A 14359-nucleotide genomic window follows, 5' to 3' on the forward strand; every position below is an offset into this window, starting at 1 on the left:
CCCGGGCCGCCCGCCGGGGGCTGACCGCCCTGTCCGCCGGGGCCCATCCCCATGCCGCCTTGGCCGGCGGTCGCCTCGGTGGATGTGCCGTCGACGCTCACCGTGTAGGTGGAGCCGTTGGTCATGCCGGAAGTCGAGTAGATGACGTTACCGAAGGCCTTGGGCGAGGTGTAGGTACCCATGACGGAGCCAGAGGCGTCCGTGATCGTCACGGTCGATCCGGCGGAGCCGGTCGCAGACGCCGAGATCCAGCCCTGGCCGTCGGTCGTGGTCGGCGTCTCCACCATCTCGCTCGTCGCGAAGGCGATGACCGTGCCACCCGTGATGCTCATGGCGCCGTTGGAATCCAGGGCGCCGTTCGCGCCGGAGGCCGGGCCGTAGACGGTCGTCGTACCGCCGCTGATGGTCAGCGCGCCGTTGGAGTCGAGGCCGTCGCCGTTCGCGTTGACGGTCACGGCACCCCCGCTAATGGTGAGCTGCTCGCCGGTGTCCTCCATGGTGCCGCCGCCGTCACCCATGCCGCCGCCCGGGCCTCCGGGCCCCACGCCGCCGGGGGCCATCGGGTCGGAGGTCGTGGCGGTGTCGGAGGTCGTGGCGGTGTCGGTGGTCGTAGCGGTGTCAGAGGCCGCCGAATCGGAGCTGGACTCGGCCACGGCGGCCAGGCCGGCCTCGACCGTGATCGAGCCCGAGGCGTTGATGCCGTCGTCGCTCGACGTCAGGTCGACCGTGCCGTCGGAGATCGTGATGAGGCCACCCTCGAGGGCCTCGTTCGACTGCGTGACGGTCACGCTCGCGCCGTCCAGGACGGCCGCAACCTCGGTGTGCACGCCATCGTCGCCGGAGGCGGCGGTGATCGTGCCGGAGCTCAAGCGCAGGGCGCCATTGGAGTGGATGGCGTCATCCCCGGCGTCGATGGTGGTCACTCCGCCGTCGACGATGATGTAGGTCTGCGCCTTGATGCCCTTGGTCGAGCCCGTGGAGGGCTTGCCGGCCGAGGCGCCGCCGCCCGAGGTGATCGACACGGTGCCTCCGGTGACGATCGCGTCGGTGGACGCGTCGATGCCGTCGCCGCCCGAGGTCAGGGTGACGGTGCCGTCCACAATGGACACGTAGCCCTTAGTGTCGTCGTTGTCCTGGTCGGACTTGAGGGCGTCACCGCCGGAGTTCACGGTGACGGTGCCGCCCGCAACAGTCAGGGAGTCCTTGCCGCGCAGGCCGTCATCCGAGGCGGTCGCGTTGATCGTGCCGCTCAGGACGTACAGGTCGTCCTTGGAGGTGATCGCGTCCGACGCGCCGGAGGTCACGTTGAACGTGCCCGACCCGGTGATCGTCAGGTCCATGTCGGCGTAGATCGCGGCGTTCGCATCCTCGGTCCCCGTGTAGGTGCCGTCGGTGATCGTCGATGTGCCTTCGAGGGACAGGACGAGGTCGTCGCCGCTGGTCGCCTCGATCGCGGCGCCCGTCGAGGAGGTGATGGTCGCGTTGTCGAGAATCAGGACGACCCGGTCCTCAGCTCCCGCGGCCACGACAAGCTTGCCGGTGAAGGAGCCGCTGAGCTTGTAGACGCCGGCCTTGGAGATGGTCAACACGCCATCGCTCACGCTCACGGCGTCGGACGAGGAGGAGGCGGTCGTGCCGCTGAGCGTCACGTCGACGGCATCCGAGGCCTTCCAGTCGCTGTCCTTCACGTAGGAGGCCTTCGCGTTCGAGGCCAGGGCGTCGGCCGCGGTGGGCGGCGCGGTCGTGTCGCCGTTGGTTCCGGCGGCCGCGACGGCAGTGGTTGCGCTCGTCGCGCCACCACCGGAGGACGCAGCGCCCGAGGCCCCGCAGGCTCCCAGCGCCAACGTTCCGACGAGGGCGATCGCACCGATCGTCCGGGCGGGGGTCATGATCTTCTTCAGGGCTTTCATGTGTATGTCTCTTTCATGCAATTAAGGCTTATGTTTCTTATGCTCAGCGCTTACGTGTCGCGCGATTTCAACGACTGCGCGCCGGTATGACGTCGCTCAGGCGGCCATCGCGAGGGGCGCCTCGCGCGCGAGCTCGGGGGCCTCCACGTATTCGGGAAAGTACCGGTCCAGCGTGCGGTGCCACTTGTTCGCGGGCAGGTGGTGCATGGCGGCCATCGCGGTCCCGTACTTGGAAATCTTGACGGGTCGCACGCCGCCCTCCCACAGGAGGTGGTCGACGACGGACGGGGTCGCACCCGACTTCGTTTCGATGATGACCAGGTCGGGGCGTGCGACCTCGGTGCCGTCCGTGCGCAGCGAGCGCCACGTCAAGCCCGTGTCCACCGTCGCGCGGCCCGCTCCGTCGGGCAGGAGCAGTGTGTTGCGCTCGTAGGATCCGGCCAGGATCGGCTCCAGGGCCGGGACCAGGTGCGCGTAGCCCGTGTGCTCAACCTTGCCCGCGACCCACGAACGGCGCTCGCCCGCGAGAGGCGCCCCGGCCTCGTCCCAGGAGATCGACATGCGCTTCTTAACCGTCACGCCGCGCGGGCCGCGGGTCTTGACCTCCAGGAAGGAGGCGCCGGTGGACAGGTAGGTGCGGGCGCGGACCTTGAAGCGGCGGCGGCGCTTGAGCGCGGTCAGCAGGTACGAATCCATGTCGGGGGTGTCGTAGTAGGTGGAGGCGTAGCCCTGGGACACCTGGCCGGCGATCTGGAGGACCCGGGTTTCCTCGGGGAGGCGGCTCAGGACCGACGAGGCCGTGGCCGCGTCCAGCGCGTACTTGCGGTCCACGCGGGTCAGCATCGCGGCGCGCTCATTCAGTTCGTCGAGACCAATCGTCTCGAGGTCGGCGAGAGTCGCGTTCAGGGTGGCGTTCATGAGTCATGTCCTGTCGTGTGGTTGGGCGGCTGGGCGGCGAGGCCGAGTCTGCTGTCAGGGCCAGGGCCAGGGCCGGGGGCGAGGCCGGGGCGGGCCGGCGGGTCAGGCGACCTTCGAGCGAACGTCCACGAGAGTCAGGTCGTTCACGAGGTCAAGCTTGACGACGCTGACCGACGCGACGGACGCGCCGAGGCGCTGCTCAAGGGTGGCCTTCAGCTCGGCGGGGTCGGCGATCGCGCGGTCCAGCTGGACGGTCTGCGAGGTGTAGCGGCCGAAGACCAGCTTCGAGTCACCGAAGGCCAGGGCCACGAGGATCAGAGCGATCAGGCCGCCCAGGAGCGGGGTCACCGCCGACGACATGCCCGTCAGGAGGCCGAGGGCCAGTGACGCGAAGTAGTAGGCGATCTCCGTCTGCGAGATCTGATCAGACCTCAGGCGGATGATCGAGAGGACACCGAAGAGACCCAGGCCCAGGCCCGCGCTCACGGTCGAGTTCGCGAGGATGATCGTGACGGCGAGGACGCCGACATTCACACCGAGGAAAGCTGCGACTAGGTCGGCGCGGCGGTGCCGAGGGAAGTACAGGCCGAACACGAGGGCGGCCATGGCGAGCAGGTCAATGGCGATCAGAATCAGGGCGGTCATTGGTGTCTCCTTTTGTCGATGCACCTATTTCCCCACGCGACCCTATGAACAACCTATGAACACCTCATTCGTGCCTTATGACTTTCCTGGGAAAATCCTGAATGTCAGACACTCGGGCGCAACGGCGCTGACTGACGCACAATGGACCTATGAGCAGGCGACCTGGGGCGATCGGAGCCCCCACCGACCGAGAATTGCGCGTACTCACGGAGGAGACCCCGGCCTCGGGCCCGGCGCGCTCCGTGAAACTCCTCGCCGCCATCGCGACCTTCGGATCGCTCCTCTTCGGCTACGACACGGGCGTCATCGCGGGCGCCCTGCCGTACATGTACATGCCGAGCGTGGCCGGCGGGCTCGGGATCAACGAGTTCGAGGAGGGCCTGGTCGGCGGCATCCTCGCCATCGGCGCCGCGATCGGGGCGATCGGCGCCGGGCGCCTGTCGGACCGCAACGGGCGGCGGCACAACATCCTGCTGCTCGCCGTCGTGTTCATCGTCGGCACGATCGGGTGCACCATCGCACCGAACATCTGGGTGCTGTACCTGTTCCGTTTCGTTCTCGGCCTGGCGGTCGGCGGTGCCTCGGCGACCGTGCCGATCTACCTGTCGGAGTCCGCGCCCACGCGCATGCGCGGCGCCCTGGTGGCCCTCGACCAGTTCATGATCGTGTTCGGCCAGCTCCTCGCCTACTCGATGAATGCGGCGCTCTCCCACGCGCACGGCGGGCCGCGCGTCCTCGTGAGCGCCGACCCGTCGGGCACGCTCACGCCCGGGCAGTGGTACTCGTGGGACGAGGCCTCCCGCGTCGCGACCGCCGTCGTCACCGCGGGCGACGGGTCCGCGTGGCGGTGGATGCTGGTGCTCGCCACGATCCCCGCTGTGCTCCTGTGGGTCGGGATGCGCCTCATGCCCGAGTCGGGCCGCTGGTACGCGTCGAAAGCTCGCTATTACGAGGCCGTGGGCGCCCTCAAGCGCATCCGTGACCCCCACCGCGACGACGTGGCCGCCGAGATCAGCGAGATCGTCGCACTGCACGCCACCGAGGCCAGCCAGGGTCATTGGACGCTGCGGCGCACCGCGTCGGTTGCGTGGACCCGGAGGCTCCTGTTCATCGGCATCGGCCTGGCGTGTTTCGACCAGCTGACGGGCATCAACACCGCCATGTACTACCTGCCGAAGATCCTGGCGGCCGCCGGCTTCAGCTCCGCCGATTCGATCACCCTCAACGTCATCACGGGGGCTGTCGCGTGCGTGGGCGCCGCCTTCGGCCTGTATCTCGTGTCCCGGCTTGCTCGACGCCACGTCGGCATCTACCAGGAGACGGGCGTTACCATTTCCCTGTTCGCCCTCGCTCTTATCTTCGGGCTCGGCATCGGCCCCTACACGCTGGCCGACGGGAGCATTTCGCCCGACATTCCTTCTTATTTGCCGTGGCTGGTCCTCGTCCTCGTGTCCCTGTTCGTGTTCGCCAAGCAGTCCGGCACCGTCAACTGGGTGCTGGTTTCCGAGATCTTCCCCGCGCGCATCCGCGGCGTCGCCCAGGGCTTCGCCGTGGGCTGCGGCTGGATCATGAACGCCATCGTCACGTGGCTCTTCCCCATCATGATCGGCCACTTGGGCGCCACGTGGACCTATCTGACTTTCGGCGTCATCAACGTCGTTGCCCTGTGCTTCTACCTGTTCATCGTGCCCGAGACACGAGGCGTCTCCCTCGAACAGTTCGAGCACGACTTCTCGCGGCGCTACGGGGTGTAGCCGCTTCCCTGCGTGGGCCCCAAAATCGTCACCCGCATGGTTCCCCACAAATGTCGCACGTAATTCCCCTCCCCGTTATTCAAACTTTGAAATCTGACCGTTGCAATTCCAACGTTTTCAGGGCATATCAAAAACTGACCAAGATAAATTACGTGCGAGTTTTCGGAGGAGAGTACGCGCCAGCGAACGCGGTGCCACCGGGCTGTCTCCCCGCATCCAGGGGTCTCCCCGGACCCGGCGCCCGCCCCTCCGACAATCCCGGCTCGCGGCTCAAACCGCGTGTGGCGTGCGCATAGACAACACTGGCAGCGGCATACTAGTCGCATGACGAAGACCCCCACGCCCCGAGCCCGCACGAACGAGCCGGCCCAGGCCTCGTCCGCGCCCCTCGCGGTCACCGGCGCGTCCGGGAACGTCGGCGGCGTGGTCGCCCGGCTCCTCTCCGAGCGCGGCCTGCCGCTGCGCCTGCTCGCGAACACGCCGTCGCGCGCGCCCAAGCTGCCCGGCACGCACGCCGTCCAGTGCTCGTACGAGGACACCCCGGCCTCGCGCGAGGCGCTCAGCGGCGTCGACATTCTCTTCATGGTGTCCGCGCCCGAGAGCGAGGACCGCCTGGACAAGCACCTCGCGTTCGTCGACGCGGCGGCCGCCTCCGGGGTGCGCCACATCGTGTACTTGTCGTTCATGAACGCGGCGCCGGACGCGACGTTCACGCTGGCGCGCACGCACTTCCACACGGAGGAGCGCATCAAGGCGTCGGGTATGACGTACACGTTCTTGCGCGATAACTTCTACGCGGACTTTTTCGTGGAGCTGCCGGACGAGGAGGGCCGCATCCTTGGGCCTGCGGGCGACGGGCGAGTCGGCGTGGTCGCGCGCGAGGACGCGGGGGCCGTGGCCGCGGGGATCCTGGCCGATCCGGGGCGCTATGAGAATCAGACCCTCGACGTGACGGGCCCCGAAGCCCTGACCCTCGACGAGATCGCCGCAATCCTCACCCGCGTGTGGGGGCGCCCCGTCACTTACGTGCGCGAAACCGTTGAGGAGGCTTACGAGTCGCGCAAGAAGTGGCCGGCCGCCCAGTGGGAGTACGACTCGTGGGTGTCGACCTACACGTCGATCGCCCGCGGCGAGATGGACGTCGTGTCCACGACCGTGCGCGACGTGACGGGCCGCGACCCGCTCACGTTCGAGGAGGTCGCCCGGCTGGCGCTCGCGTCGGGCCGCTGACTGTCGCGGTAAAGGCTTGCTGGGCCCCGGCCTCGTCGTGACGCGCCGTTCGTTTCGACGAGGCCGGGGTCGCTTCATGCGCTCATGCTTGCTGCCTCCGTCACACTCCTGGTAGCGTCGGATCATGAACACCGAGCCTTTCTGCACCCTTTGGAAGCAGCCCGCCGGTGCACAAGTGAGGTGGTGAGCGTGGCTCGCCCGCACGGTTGCCCACAAATGTCGCACGTAATTCCCCGCCACGTTATTCAAACTTTGAAATCAGACCGTTGCAATTCCAATGTTTTTGAGGCGCATACAAAACTGGTCCACGGGAATTGCATGCGAATTTTCGGGGAGGAACGGTTACCCCCAATCGACGAGGCCAGAGTTTCGTCTTGTGGGCACACTTGCCGCACCAGGCCCTTGTCGACCTCAAAACAGACAAACAACCTGTCAAGACGCTTACAGCTCCAACACCGTGTAGAGTTCAATATTGTCAAGCTACAAAGGGGTGACAGACACAGCAGGATAGTCATCATCATGGGTCTCGTTCCCCGCCCGCCACGAGAGAGTCCTCAACATATGGAAGCGACACCAAAACAGAAGTTCAGCGCACTCTACACATCGGAGCCCCAACTCACGCGAGCGTTGGCCGCAGAATTCCGCCACGATCCGAAAGTAACTGAGCGCTACTTCTCGTCTCTGTTGGGCGTGAAGCTCGGCGAACTGACCGATGTAGGGTGCGAAAGAGATCAGCGCGTGGACATTCTTCTGGAGTTCGAGCACAAAACCATTGCCATCGAAGCCAAGATTGACCACGAGATCAGTGAGGATCAACTAGAGAGAGAATCGAAAGTCGCCGATTACCTCATGCTCCTTCTCCTCGACGCTGATGATGCTACGGAACACCAGGATCAGGTCGCGCGCGTTCTCACCTGGGCAGAAATACTCCCCGAGTTCCCCGACGCTCGCGTTCTACTGTCAGACGTCGAGTCCCTCCCCGCGTCGAAAGTCCAGGTGGAGCGGGTGCTGCGCAAGACGCTGAAGAAGCTGACGATCCCAGACGGGTGGTACCTCGAAGTCAATCGCGGGGATTCAGCGATGCCGGGAATCACTATCGAATCCCCAGAGCTCCCTAACGGTGATTGGCTTTGCGGACAGATTCAGGTGACCGGCCGGAAGATGCCAGCAGTCTTCAGCGATGTGCGCCTCGAATATTACGCTGGAACCTACGTTGAGGAAACTGACAAGTGCTATCCACCCTTGGATTCAAACGACGTACCATCGTGGGTAACAAACGCTCTAGTGCTCTATGAGACCGTGTTGGAGGGGGATCCCAGCACGTTCGACCTTAAGACCAATAAGCCTGGCACCTCGCCACGACCTCTCGGGCCGCTCCGCAAAGATCTCACGATGAAGTACCTGGCGGATGCTCCCTGGCTCGCCCAGGGATACATCAACTGGTCCCTCGGCGTCCGAGCACACTCCAAACCAATCTCCGAGATCGATGACCTTGCAGATACGGCGATGCGTCTCTTCACAGCCTGGTTCAACGCTCTCGAAAAACAATCACACGAGTAAGGACGTGGCCGATCCTCCAGCCTCGGCATTGCCTGAGTTCTCACCCAGGTCACGAGTGACAGCCCATTCACACAGGGGTGGGGGCTCCCGGTAGCCCCCACCTCTGTCACGGCATCACCTCAGTACGCCAACCCCTTCGGCTGCTCCGCCAAGACAGCAAACCCCGGGTTGACGACCTCGAAGCCGTTGGCCTTGTAGGCCTCGTAGTCGAAGTTGTCGCATTCGTCGTACCCGATGCGGTGGTACTCGTAGAAGCCGTCCCAGGCCTCGTACCCGGACCCGAGGGAGGACTCGAGGAAGGCGTCCGCCATGGCCATCGCGGTGCGCGGGGCGACGTAGAAGGCGCCCATGGCGAGCAGGTTTGCGTTGTTGGCGGCGGCGCAGCGCCGCGCGGCGGGCACGGATTCACACACGGCGGCGTGCACGTGAGGGACCTTGGAGGCGGCGATGTGGATGCCCATGCCGGTGCCGCAGAAGGCGAGGGCACGCTCGAAGGTGCCTTCGGCGATTTGGGCGCCGAGCGCGAAGCCGACGCGGTGGTACATGGGCGCGGTGTCGGCATCGGGCGTCAGGTCGGTGACGGTCCAGCCGCGTTCCTCGAGGTGGGCTTTGACGGCTTCCTTGAGGGGGAACCCGGCGAAGTCGGCGCCGACGACGACGTGCTTGTCTTTAACTGTCAGCATGGGAGCGTCCTTTCAGGAGTTTGCGCAGTTTGGGGAAGGAGAAGAGGCCCTCGTTCATGCAGATGACGAGCAGCAGGACGCCGCCCCAGATGAGGGGCCTGTAGAAGTTGGAGATGTTGGGGAACATGTTCAGGCCGGAGGAGAGGACCTGGAGCATGAGAATGGACAGGAGGACGCCGCCCAGGCGCCCGGAGCCGCCGTTGGGGTTGACGCCGCCGAGGACGACGATGAGGACGGTAAGCAGCGTGTAGGAGGCGCCGTAGTCGGCTTTCGCGGAGTTGTAGTTCGCGAGCATGACGATGCCGGCCATGGCGGCCATGACGCCGGAGAGCACGTAGGTGCGAATCAGGAGGCTGGTGACTTTCAGGCCCGAGAAGCGCGCCGCAGTGTCGTTGGTGCCGAGCATGAGGATCGTGGTCCCAAAGCCCGTGAAGGCGACGATGGCGCCGGCGACGGCCGCGCACACGAGGAAGACGACGAGGGGCACGGGGACGAGGCCGGCCACCTTCGCCGTGAAGATCATCCCGAACGCTGTGGGGACTCCGGAGACGGGTTTTCCTTCGGTGAGGATGAGGGCGACGCCGCCGAAGAGTTCGAGGGTACCCAGGGTCGCGAGGATGGGCGGGATCTTCAGGACCGCGACGAGGATGCCGTTGATGAGCCCGCACACGACCCCGACCACCAGGGCGACGCCCAGCGCGATGAGGACGGCCATGGCCAAGGACGAGGGGGTGACGGCCTCGGCGAGGGTGGCGCGCAGCGTGAGGGCGGCGCAGATAGAGGTGACGTTCGCGATGGCGACGACGGACAGGTCGATGCCGGCGGTGAACATCGTGAACATGACGCCCAGGCTCATGAGGCCGAATTCGGGGAATTGGACGGCCATCGACTGCCAGGTGCGCACGGCGAAGAAGGGGCCGGGGCGCGCGGCGGCGAAGAAGATGAGCAGGAGGACGAAGACGATGACAAGGCGCGTCATGTAGCTGTCCTTTTTGAGGAAAGCGAGGCGCGGGGATGCGAGAAGCGTTGACATGTGGTCCTCCTAGTGTGCGTTGCGGCGGGCGCGCATGACCTGGAGCGCGGAGACGCCGGTTCCCACGATGATGAGCAGGCCCAGGGCGAAGCCCTGCCAGAACGTCGGGATTCCCATGAGGATCATGGAGTTTTGGACGATGACGATGAGCAGCGTGCCGAGCATGACGCCGGTGAGGGAGCCCTTGCCGCCGGTGATGGCGGTGCCGCCCAGGACGACGGCCGCGATGACCATCATTTCCATGCCGAGCAGGTTGGTGGGGTGCATCTGTCCCATGGAGCAGGTGCGGACCATGCCGGCCAGGGCGGCGATGACTCCGACGAGGACGTAGAGCCAGAACTTGGTGGCGCGCACCTTGAAGCCGACGCGGGCGGCTGCGCTTTCGTCGCCGCCGATGGCGAAGAGGGCGCGCCCGAACATCGTGTACCGGGTGATGAAGAAGGCGACCGCGACGACCGCGACGAGGATCAGGAAGGACACGGGCATGGAGGATTGCAGGCCGGAGCTTTCGTTGCGGGCGACGAACAGGGATGACAATCCGAAGGCGCGCATGGATTCGGGGATCGTGTTGATCTGCACGGATTTGAGTGCGCCTTGCATGACGCCGTTGAAGACGTTGGCGGTGCCCAGGGTGATGATCAGCGTGGGGACGGTCAGCCGGGAGGTGAAGATGCCGTTGAAGGCGCCCAGGATGGCTCCGAGGGCGGCGGCGATCAGGAACGGCACGATGACGGGCCCGTTCCATCCGTTGTCGACGAGCATCTTCGTGGTCATGTAGACCGCGAGGGAGGCCAGCGCCGGGAAGGACACGTCGATGCCTCCTGAGACGAGGACCAGGTGGGCGGCGACGGCGAAGAGGCCGGGAACCACCATCGCGCCGGCCAGGTCGACGAGGTTGTTGGCCGTGTAGAACTGTCCGGAGCGCGCCTGGATGACGAGGGTGAGCGCAGCGATGACCAGGAACACCCAGAATTCGTTGGCGCGCAAGGCTTTCGTGATGAGTCGGGGCATTAGTTTTCTCCCCCTTCGGTGGACGAGGCCGGGGCGTGGTCCTCGGACAGGAGCCGTGTCAGTTCGGCTTCGGTGAGGTTGTCGGGGCTCATGGGCTCGCTCAGGTGTCCGGCGCGCATGATGGCGATTGTCGAGCAGTTGGTGAGTACTTCGGCGATGTCGTCGGAGATGATGATGACTCCCATGCCTTGGGAGGCGAGTTCGCGCAGGATGGAGTGGATCGTGAATTTGGAGCCGATGTCGACGCCGACGGTGGGTCCGTTGAGGATGAGGACGGAGGGTTTGGTGGCGAGCCACTTGGCCAACACGACCTTTTGCTGGTTGCCGCCCGACAGGGTGTTGACGGCGTTGGCGGGGTCGGGGGTGACGACGTCGAGGCGCTTCACCCACTTCTTTTCTTCGGCGCGGATGGCTTTCTTGTCGATGAATCCCAGGGCCTTGGTGAAGGATTCCATTTCGGAGATCGTGATGTTTTCACCGATCGAGCGGGATAGGAAGAGGCCTTCGGTGAGGCGGTCTTCGGGCACGTAGGCGATGCCGGCTTCGATCGCGTCGCGCACGCCGCGCAGGGTGACGTCGTGGCCTTTGACGCGGATGCGCCCGGAGTCGATGGGTAGCATCCCGAAGAGGGACATGGCGAGCTCGGTGCGTCCGGAGCCCAGCAGGCCGGTGATGCCGAGGATTTCGCCGGGCCGCACGCTCAGTGACGCGTCGGTGAAAGCGCCGCCCACGGTTGCTCCCTCCACCTGGAGGACCGGGGCCTCGTCGATGTCTCCGGGCTGGTAGCGTTCCTCCGCAAAGTCGCGCCCCGTCATGTGGCGGGCGAAGCTGGCTCGGTCGAGCTTTTCTTTCGGGCAGGTGATGACCTTGTGACCGCTGCGCAGGATCGTGAAGCGCTCCGCGATTTCGAAGACTTCTTCGAGCTTGTGGGAGACGAAGAGGATCGCGATGCCGCGCGATTGGAGGTCGGCGACGATGTCGAAGAGGGCGCGCACTTCTTTCTTGGTGAGGGCGGTCGTGGGTTCGTCCATGATGATGAGCTTCGCGTCGCCCATGAGGGCGCGGCTGATGGCGACGAGCTGCTTGTCGGCGACGGATAGGTTGCCGACAAGTTCGTCGAGGTCCACGTCGAAGCCGATCTTCGCTACGGCCTCGCGCGCGACCTCACGCATGCGGGAACGGTTCACCAGGCGACGCCCGGCGGCCACTTCGCTGCCCAGCGCGATGTTCTCCATAACGGAGAGGTTCGGGAAGATCGAGAAATCCTGGTAGATGACGCGCACGCCCGCGTCGATGGCGGCGGCGGGCGTCAGGCGCGTGAAGTCGCGACCGTCAATCGAGACCGTCCCGTGTTCGGGGGTGTGCACCCCGGAGATCACCTTGATGAGGGTGGATTTGCCCGACCCGTTTTCTCCGGCCAGGCAGTGGATTTCTCCGGGCGCGATCTCCAGGTCGATGTCGACCAGGGCTCGCACGCCTGCGAAGGATTTGCTGACGTGTCGTACCGCCAGCACTGGGGTGTCCATGTGGTGTCCTTTCCGACGTATCCCGCCGCCCGGAGGCCACCCTCACGCGCGGTCGCGTGACGCGAGGGGGCGTGAGGGTGCGCGCGCGGGGTGGCCCGGCCACGGCCTCGTCGTTGGAGTGGGTGACGAGGCCGTGGCGCCCGGGTTGTCGTCTCCTATTTGCGGGTCAGAAGCCGAGGGAGTCGACGTTGTCCTTGGTGATCTTGAGCCAGCCGGTGCCCTCGAGGACCTTGGTGGAGCCAGGCGAGAAGTGCATGCTTTCGTAGCCTTCGACGCCCAGGTTCACGCCGTCTTCGATCTTTTCACCGTTGAGGATCTTCGTGGCCAAGGAGGCCATCGCGTAGCCGGCGTTCGCGGGATCCCACAGGGTCAGGGTGGACACGGATCCGTCTTTGAGGATTTGCGCGTTGGCGGCGGGCATGCCGGTGCCGGCGGTGAAGACCTTGCCTTTCAGGCCGAGTTCGTCGATGGCGCGGGCGGTGCCGGGCGCGTCGAAGGAGGAGGTGCCGAGGATGCCCTTGACTTCGGGGTACTTCTTGAGGACTTCCTTGGCGGTCTGGTAGGCGGTTTCACCGTTGTCTTGGGATTCGACGCGGGGCTCGGCTTCGAGCAGCGTCATGTTGGGGTATTTCTCCTTCTGGTGGGCGACGGCGCCGTCTGCCCATTCGTTGTGGGAGGCGTTGGTGACGTGGCCGACCATGGTGGTGTAGACGCCTTCTTCACCCATGGCTTCGGCGAGGTTGTCCATGATGAACGCGCCGTATTCCGTGTTGTTGAAGGCTTCGATGTCGTACATCGTGTTTTGCTGGGAGGCGCCTTCGTGGGTGACGACGACGATGCCTGCGTCCATGGCTTGCTTGAGGACGGGTTCGATGGCTCCGGGGTCGACGGGGACGACGCAGATGGCGTCGACGCCTTGGGCGATGAGGTCTTGGATGACTTGGGCCTGCATGGTGGCGTCGGTTTCGGCGGGGCCCTTCTGGAAGACGTTCATGCCGGTGTCGGCGGCGTACTTGTTCACGCCGGTTTCCATGCGGACGAACCAGGGGTTGGTGGCGTCCTTGGGGACGACGGCGATAGTGTAGTTGCCGTCTCCGCCGCCGGTCTTGGTGCCGGATGCGGATTGGGTGGCGTCGTCCATCGTGCAGGCACCGAGTGCGAGGGCGCATGCGGACACGGTGACGAGCGTTGTTGCTGCGAGGCGGGACTTCATCGGAACTCCTCTGGTGTGGTCAACATCGGTGTTGGGGTTGTGGTTGTGCGTGCGGCGGCTCCGCTGGGGTGCGGCGACGCGTGGGGTGGCTGTGCTTCCTTGCTGGCCACTCCCGCGGTGTCGCTTGTGCGGTGCTGCTGCGTGCCGGGCGTTCCCGTCCTTGGGGGCGCGTCGGCGTGCCCCAATCCTAGGACAAGGGGGTGGTGGCGTTCACTGTTCGGGTCCGTGTGGGACGAGGCCTTGGCGGGTTTTTGGGGCACGTGTGGGTTGGTTGTGGGCTGATTTGTCAGACGTGTGGCGTCATAGTCCTCACCAAATTGAGATGAACTGAATCCAGTGAGTGCGGTCCAGCACTCGCAGAGTAAACCCCCTGCACACCCGTTCAGTGAATCGTGTCATATGTGCACGTCTGAGCGGCGACCACGTTGACGCGGGAGGATGTGCAGGGCGTGGGCGTGCACATCCTCCGCGGCTACGATTGTCTAGCTCTGCTTGGTGGCTTCGACGACCTTGTACCACTCTCGCTCACTGAGCCCCCTTTGGCGTGCCACCATGTAGGCTGCCCTTTGATGCTCCTGGCGATCCACCTCGAGTTCGCTTGGGTTCTTTACCTTGCCATATGCACCTGCCCCCGAAATCGGAGCCTGTCAATTTTTCTGTGTATGGGGGTTAGAGGTAGGGGGTGATTCGGTCGGGGTAGGCGGTGGTGAGTTGGGCGAGGGCTTGTTTCCAGTTGGTGGTGGTGTGTCCTTGGATGAGGCGGGTGTGTCCTGTTCGTTTGTTGGGGGGTTTTCCTGCGTCTGTGAGGCGCTGGGCGGCTCGTTTGTCTTCGATGTTGCAGATGGCGAGCCATAAGAGTTTGACGGCGGCTTCTTC

11 protein-coding genes and 1 pseudogene are annotated in these 14359 nt (G+C 65.2%); 3 read left to right on the forward strand and 9 right to left on the reverse strand.

Annotated features, from left to right (window positions below; genetic code table 11):
* The 3 genes from HMPREF1138_RS03375 to HMPREF1138_RS03385 all read right to left on the reverse strand — a co-directional run.
* The coding region (locus HMPREF1138_RS03375; protein ID WP_009056558.1) for a carbohydrate-binding domain-containing protein at positions 1 to 1910 on the reverse strand (1910 nt) is incomplete at its 3' end.
* A 96-nt stretch (positions 1911 to 2006) separates the two neighbouring features.
* A complete protein-coding gene (locus HMPREF1138_RS03380; RefSeq protein ID WP_009056564.1) occupies positions 2007 to 2828 on the reverse strand; it encodes a polyphosphate polymerase domain-containing protein in 822 nt (273 codons plus the stop codon).
* A 102-nt stretch (positions 2829 to 2930) separates the two neighbouring features.
* On the reverse strand, positions 2931 to 3473 hold the full coding sequence (locus HMPREF1138_RS03385; protein ID WP_009056552.1) for a DUF4956 domain-containing protein: 543 nt from the start codon (positions 3471 to 3473) through the stop codon (positions 2931 to 2933).
* Between the two features lie 149 nt (positions 3474 to 3622).
* Here HMPREF1138_RS03385 and HMPREF1138_RS03390 point away from each other — a divergent pair, with 149 nt between their 5' ends.
* From HMPREF1138_RS03390 to HMPREF1138_RS03400, 3 genes are all read left to right on the forward strand, one after another.
* On the forward strand, positions 3623 to 5227 hold the full coding sequence (locus tag HMPREF1138_RS03390) for an MFS transporter (RefSeq protein ID WP_039936696.1): 1605 nt from the start codon (positions 3623 to 3625) through the stop codon (positions 5225 to 5227).
* A gap of 324 nt (positions 5228 to 5551) precedes the next feature.
* Positions 5552 to 6457 carry an SDR family oxidoreductase gene (locus tag HMPREF1138_RS03395; RefSeq protein ID WP_009056566.1) on the forward strand — a complete coding sequence of 302 codons (906 nt, stop codon included), beginning with the start codon at positions 5552 to 5554 and terminating at the stop codon, positions 6455 to 6457.
* A 561-nt stretch (positions 6458 to 7018) separates the two neighbouring features.
* Entirely contained in the window at positions 7019 to 8017 is a 999-nt protein-coding gene (locus HMPREF1138_RS03400; RefSeq protein WP_050981229.1) for a hypothetical protein, read from the forward strand.
* 119 nt (positions 8018 to 8136) lie between these two features.
* On the opposite strand, the gene HMPREF1138_RS03405 is transcribed toward HMPREF1138_RS03400, so the two are convergent.
* The 6 genes and pseudogenes from HMPREF1138_RS03405 to HMPREF1138_RS10620 form a co-directional block, all read right to left on the reverse strand.
* Entirely contained in the window at positions 8137 to 8700 is a 564-nt protein-coding gene (locus tag HMPREF1138_RS03405) for an RpiB/LacA/LacB family sugar-phosphate isomerase (RefSeq protein WP_009056547.1), read from the reverse strand.
* On the reverse strand, positions 8687 to 9733 hold the full coding sequence (locus HMPREF1138_RS03410) for an ABC transporter permease (RefSeq protein ID WP_009056554.1): 1047 nt from the start codon (positions 9731 to 9733) through the stop codon (positions 8687 to 8689). Before HMPREF1138_RS03410 ends, HMPREF1138_RS03405 begins: the two co-directional genes overlap by 14 nt.
* Before the next feature lie 9 nt (positions 9734 to 9742).
* Complete coding sequence (locus HMPREF1138_RS03415) at positions 9743 to 10744, reverse strand: ABC transporter permease (protein WP_009056565.1); 1002 nt, start codon at positions 10742 to 10744, stop codon at positions 9743 to 9745.
* A complete protein-coding gene (locus HMPREF1138_RS03420; protein ID WP_009056560.1) occupies positions 10744 to 12270 on the reverse strand; it encodes a sugar ABC transporter ATP-binding protein in 1527 nt (508 codons plus the stop codon). Before HMPREF1138_RS03420 ends, HMPREF1138_RS03415 begins: the two co-directional genes overlap by 1 nt.
* Before the next feature lie 166 nt (positions 12271 to 12436).
* Positions 12437 to 13483, reverse strand: coding sequence for an autoinducer 2 ABC transporter substrate-binding protein (locus HMPREF1138_RS03425; RefSeq protein ID WP_009056556.1), 1047 nt, complete (start codon positions 13481 to 13483; stop codon positions 12437 to 12439).
* A gap of 669 nt (positions 13484 to 14152) precedes the next feature.
* A pseudogene (locus HMPREF1138_RS10620) lies at positions 14153 to 14359 on the reverse strand (IS256 family transposase); the annotation flags it as partial.

Origin of the sequence: Actinomyces sp. ICM58 (genome assembly GCF_000283035.1) — a bacterium.
In the GTDB taxonomy this organism is placed as follows: domain Bacteria; phylum Actinomycetota; class Actinomycetes; order Actinomycetales; family Actinomycetaceae; genus Pauljensenia.

Excerpts from the sequence above, each read along its gene's own strand:
- HMPREF1138_RS03410 (WP_009056554.1), bottom strand. The coding sequence starts at position 9,733 with ATGTCAACGCTTCTCGCATCCCCGCGCCTCGCTTTCCTCAAAAAGGAC.
- HMPREF1138_RS03395 (WP_009056566.1), top strand. The coding sequence starts at position 5,552 with ATGACGAAGACCCCCACGCCCCGAGCCCGCACGAACGAGCCGGCCCAG.
- HMPREF1138_RS03390 (WP_039936696.1), top strand. The coding sequence starts at position 3,623 with ATGAGCAGGCGACCTGGGGCGATCGGAGCCCCCACCGACCGAGAATTG.
- HMPREF1138_RS03400 (WP_050981229.1), top strand. The coding sequence starts at position 7,019 with ATGGAAGCGACACCAAAACAGAAGTTCAGCGCACTCTACACATCGGAG.
- HMPREF1138_RS03425 (WP_009056556.1), bottom strand. The coding sequence starts at position 13,483 with ATGAAGTCCCGCCTCGCAGCAACAACGCTCGTCACCGTGTCCGCATGC.
- HMPREF1138_RS03405 (WP_009056547.1), bottom strand. The coding sequence starts at position 8,700 with ATGCTGACAGTTAAAGACAAGCACGTCGTCGTCGGCGCCGACTTCGCC.
- HMPREF1138_RS03380 (WP_009056564.1), bottom strand. The coding sequence starts at position 2,828 with ATGAACGCCACCCTGAACGCGACTCTCGCCGACCTCGAGACGATTGGT.
- HMPREF1138_RS03420 (WP_009056560.1), bottom strand. The coding sequence starts at position 12,270 with ATGGACACCCCAGTGCTGGCGGTACGACACGTCAGCAAATCCTTCGCA.
- HMPREF1138_RS03415 (WP_009056565.1), bottom strand. The coding sequence starts at position 10,744 with ATGCCCCGACTCATCACGAAAGCCTTGCGCGCCAACGAATTCTGGGTG.
- HMPREF1138_RS03385 (WP_009056552.1), bottom strand. The coding sequence starts at position 3,473 with ATGACCGCCCTGATTCTGATCGCCATTGACCTGCTCGCCATGGCCGCC.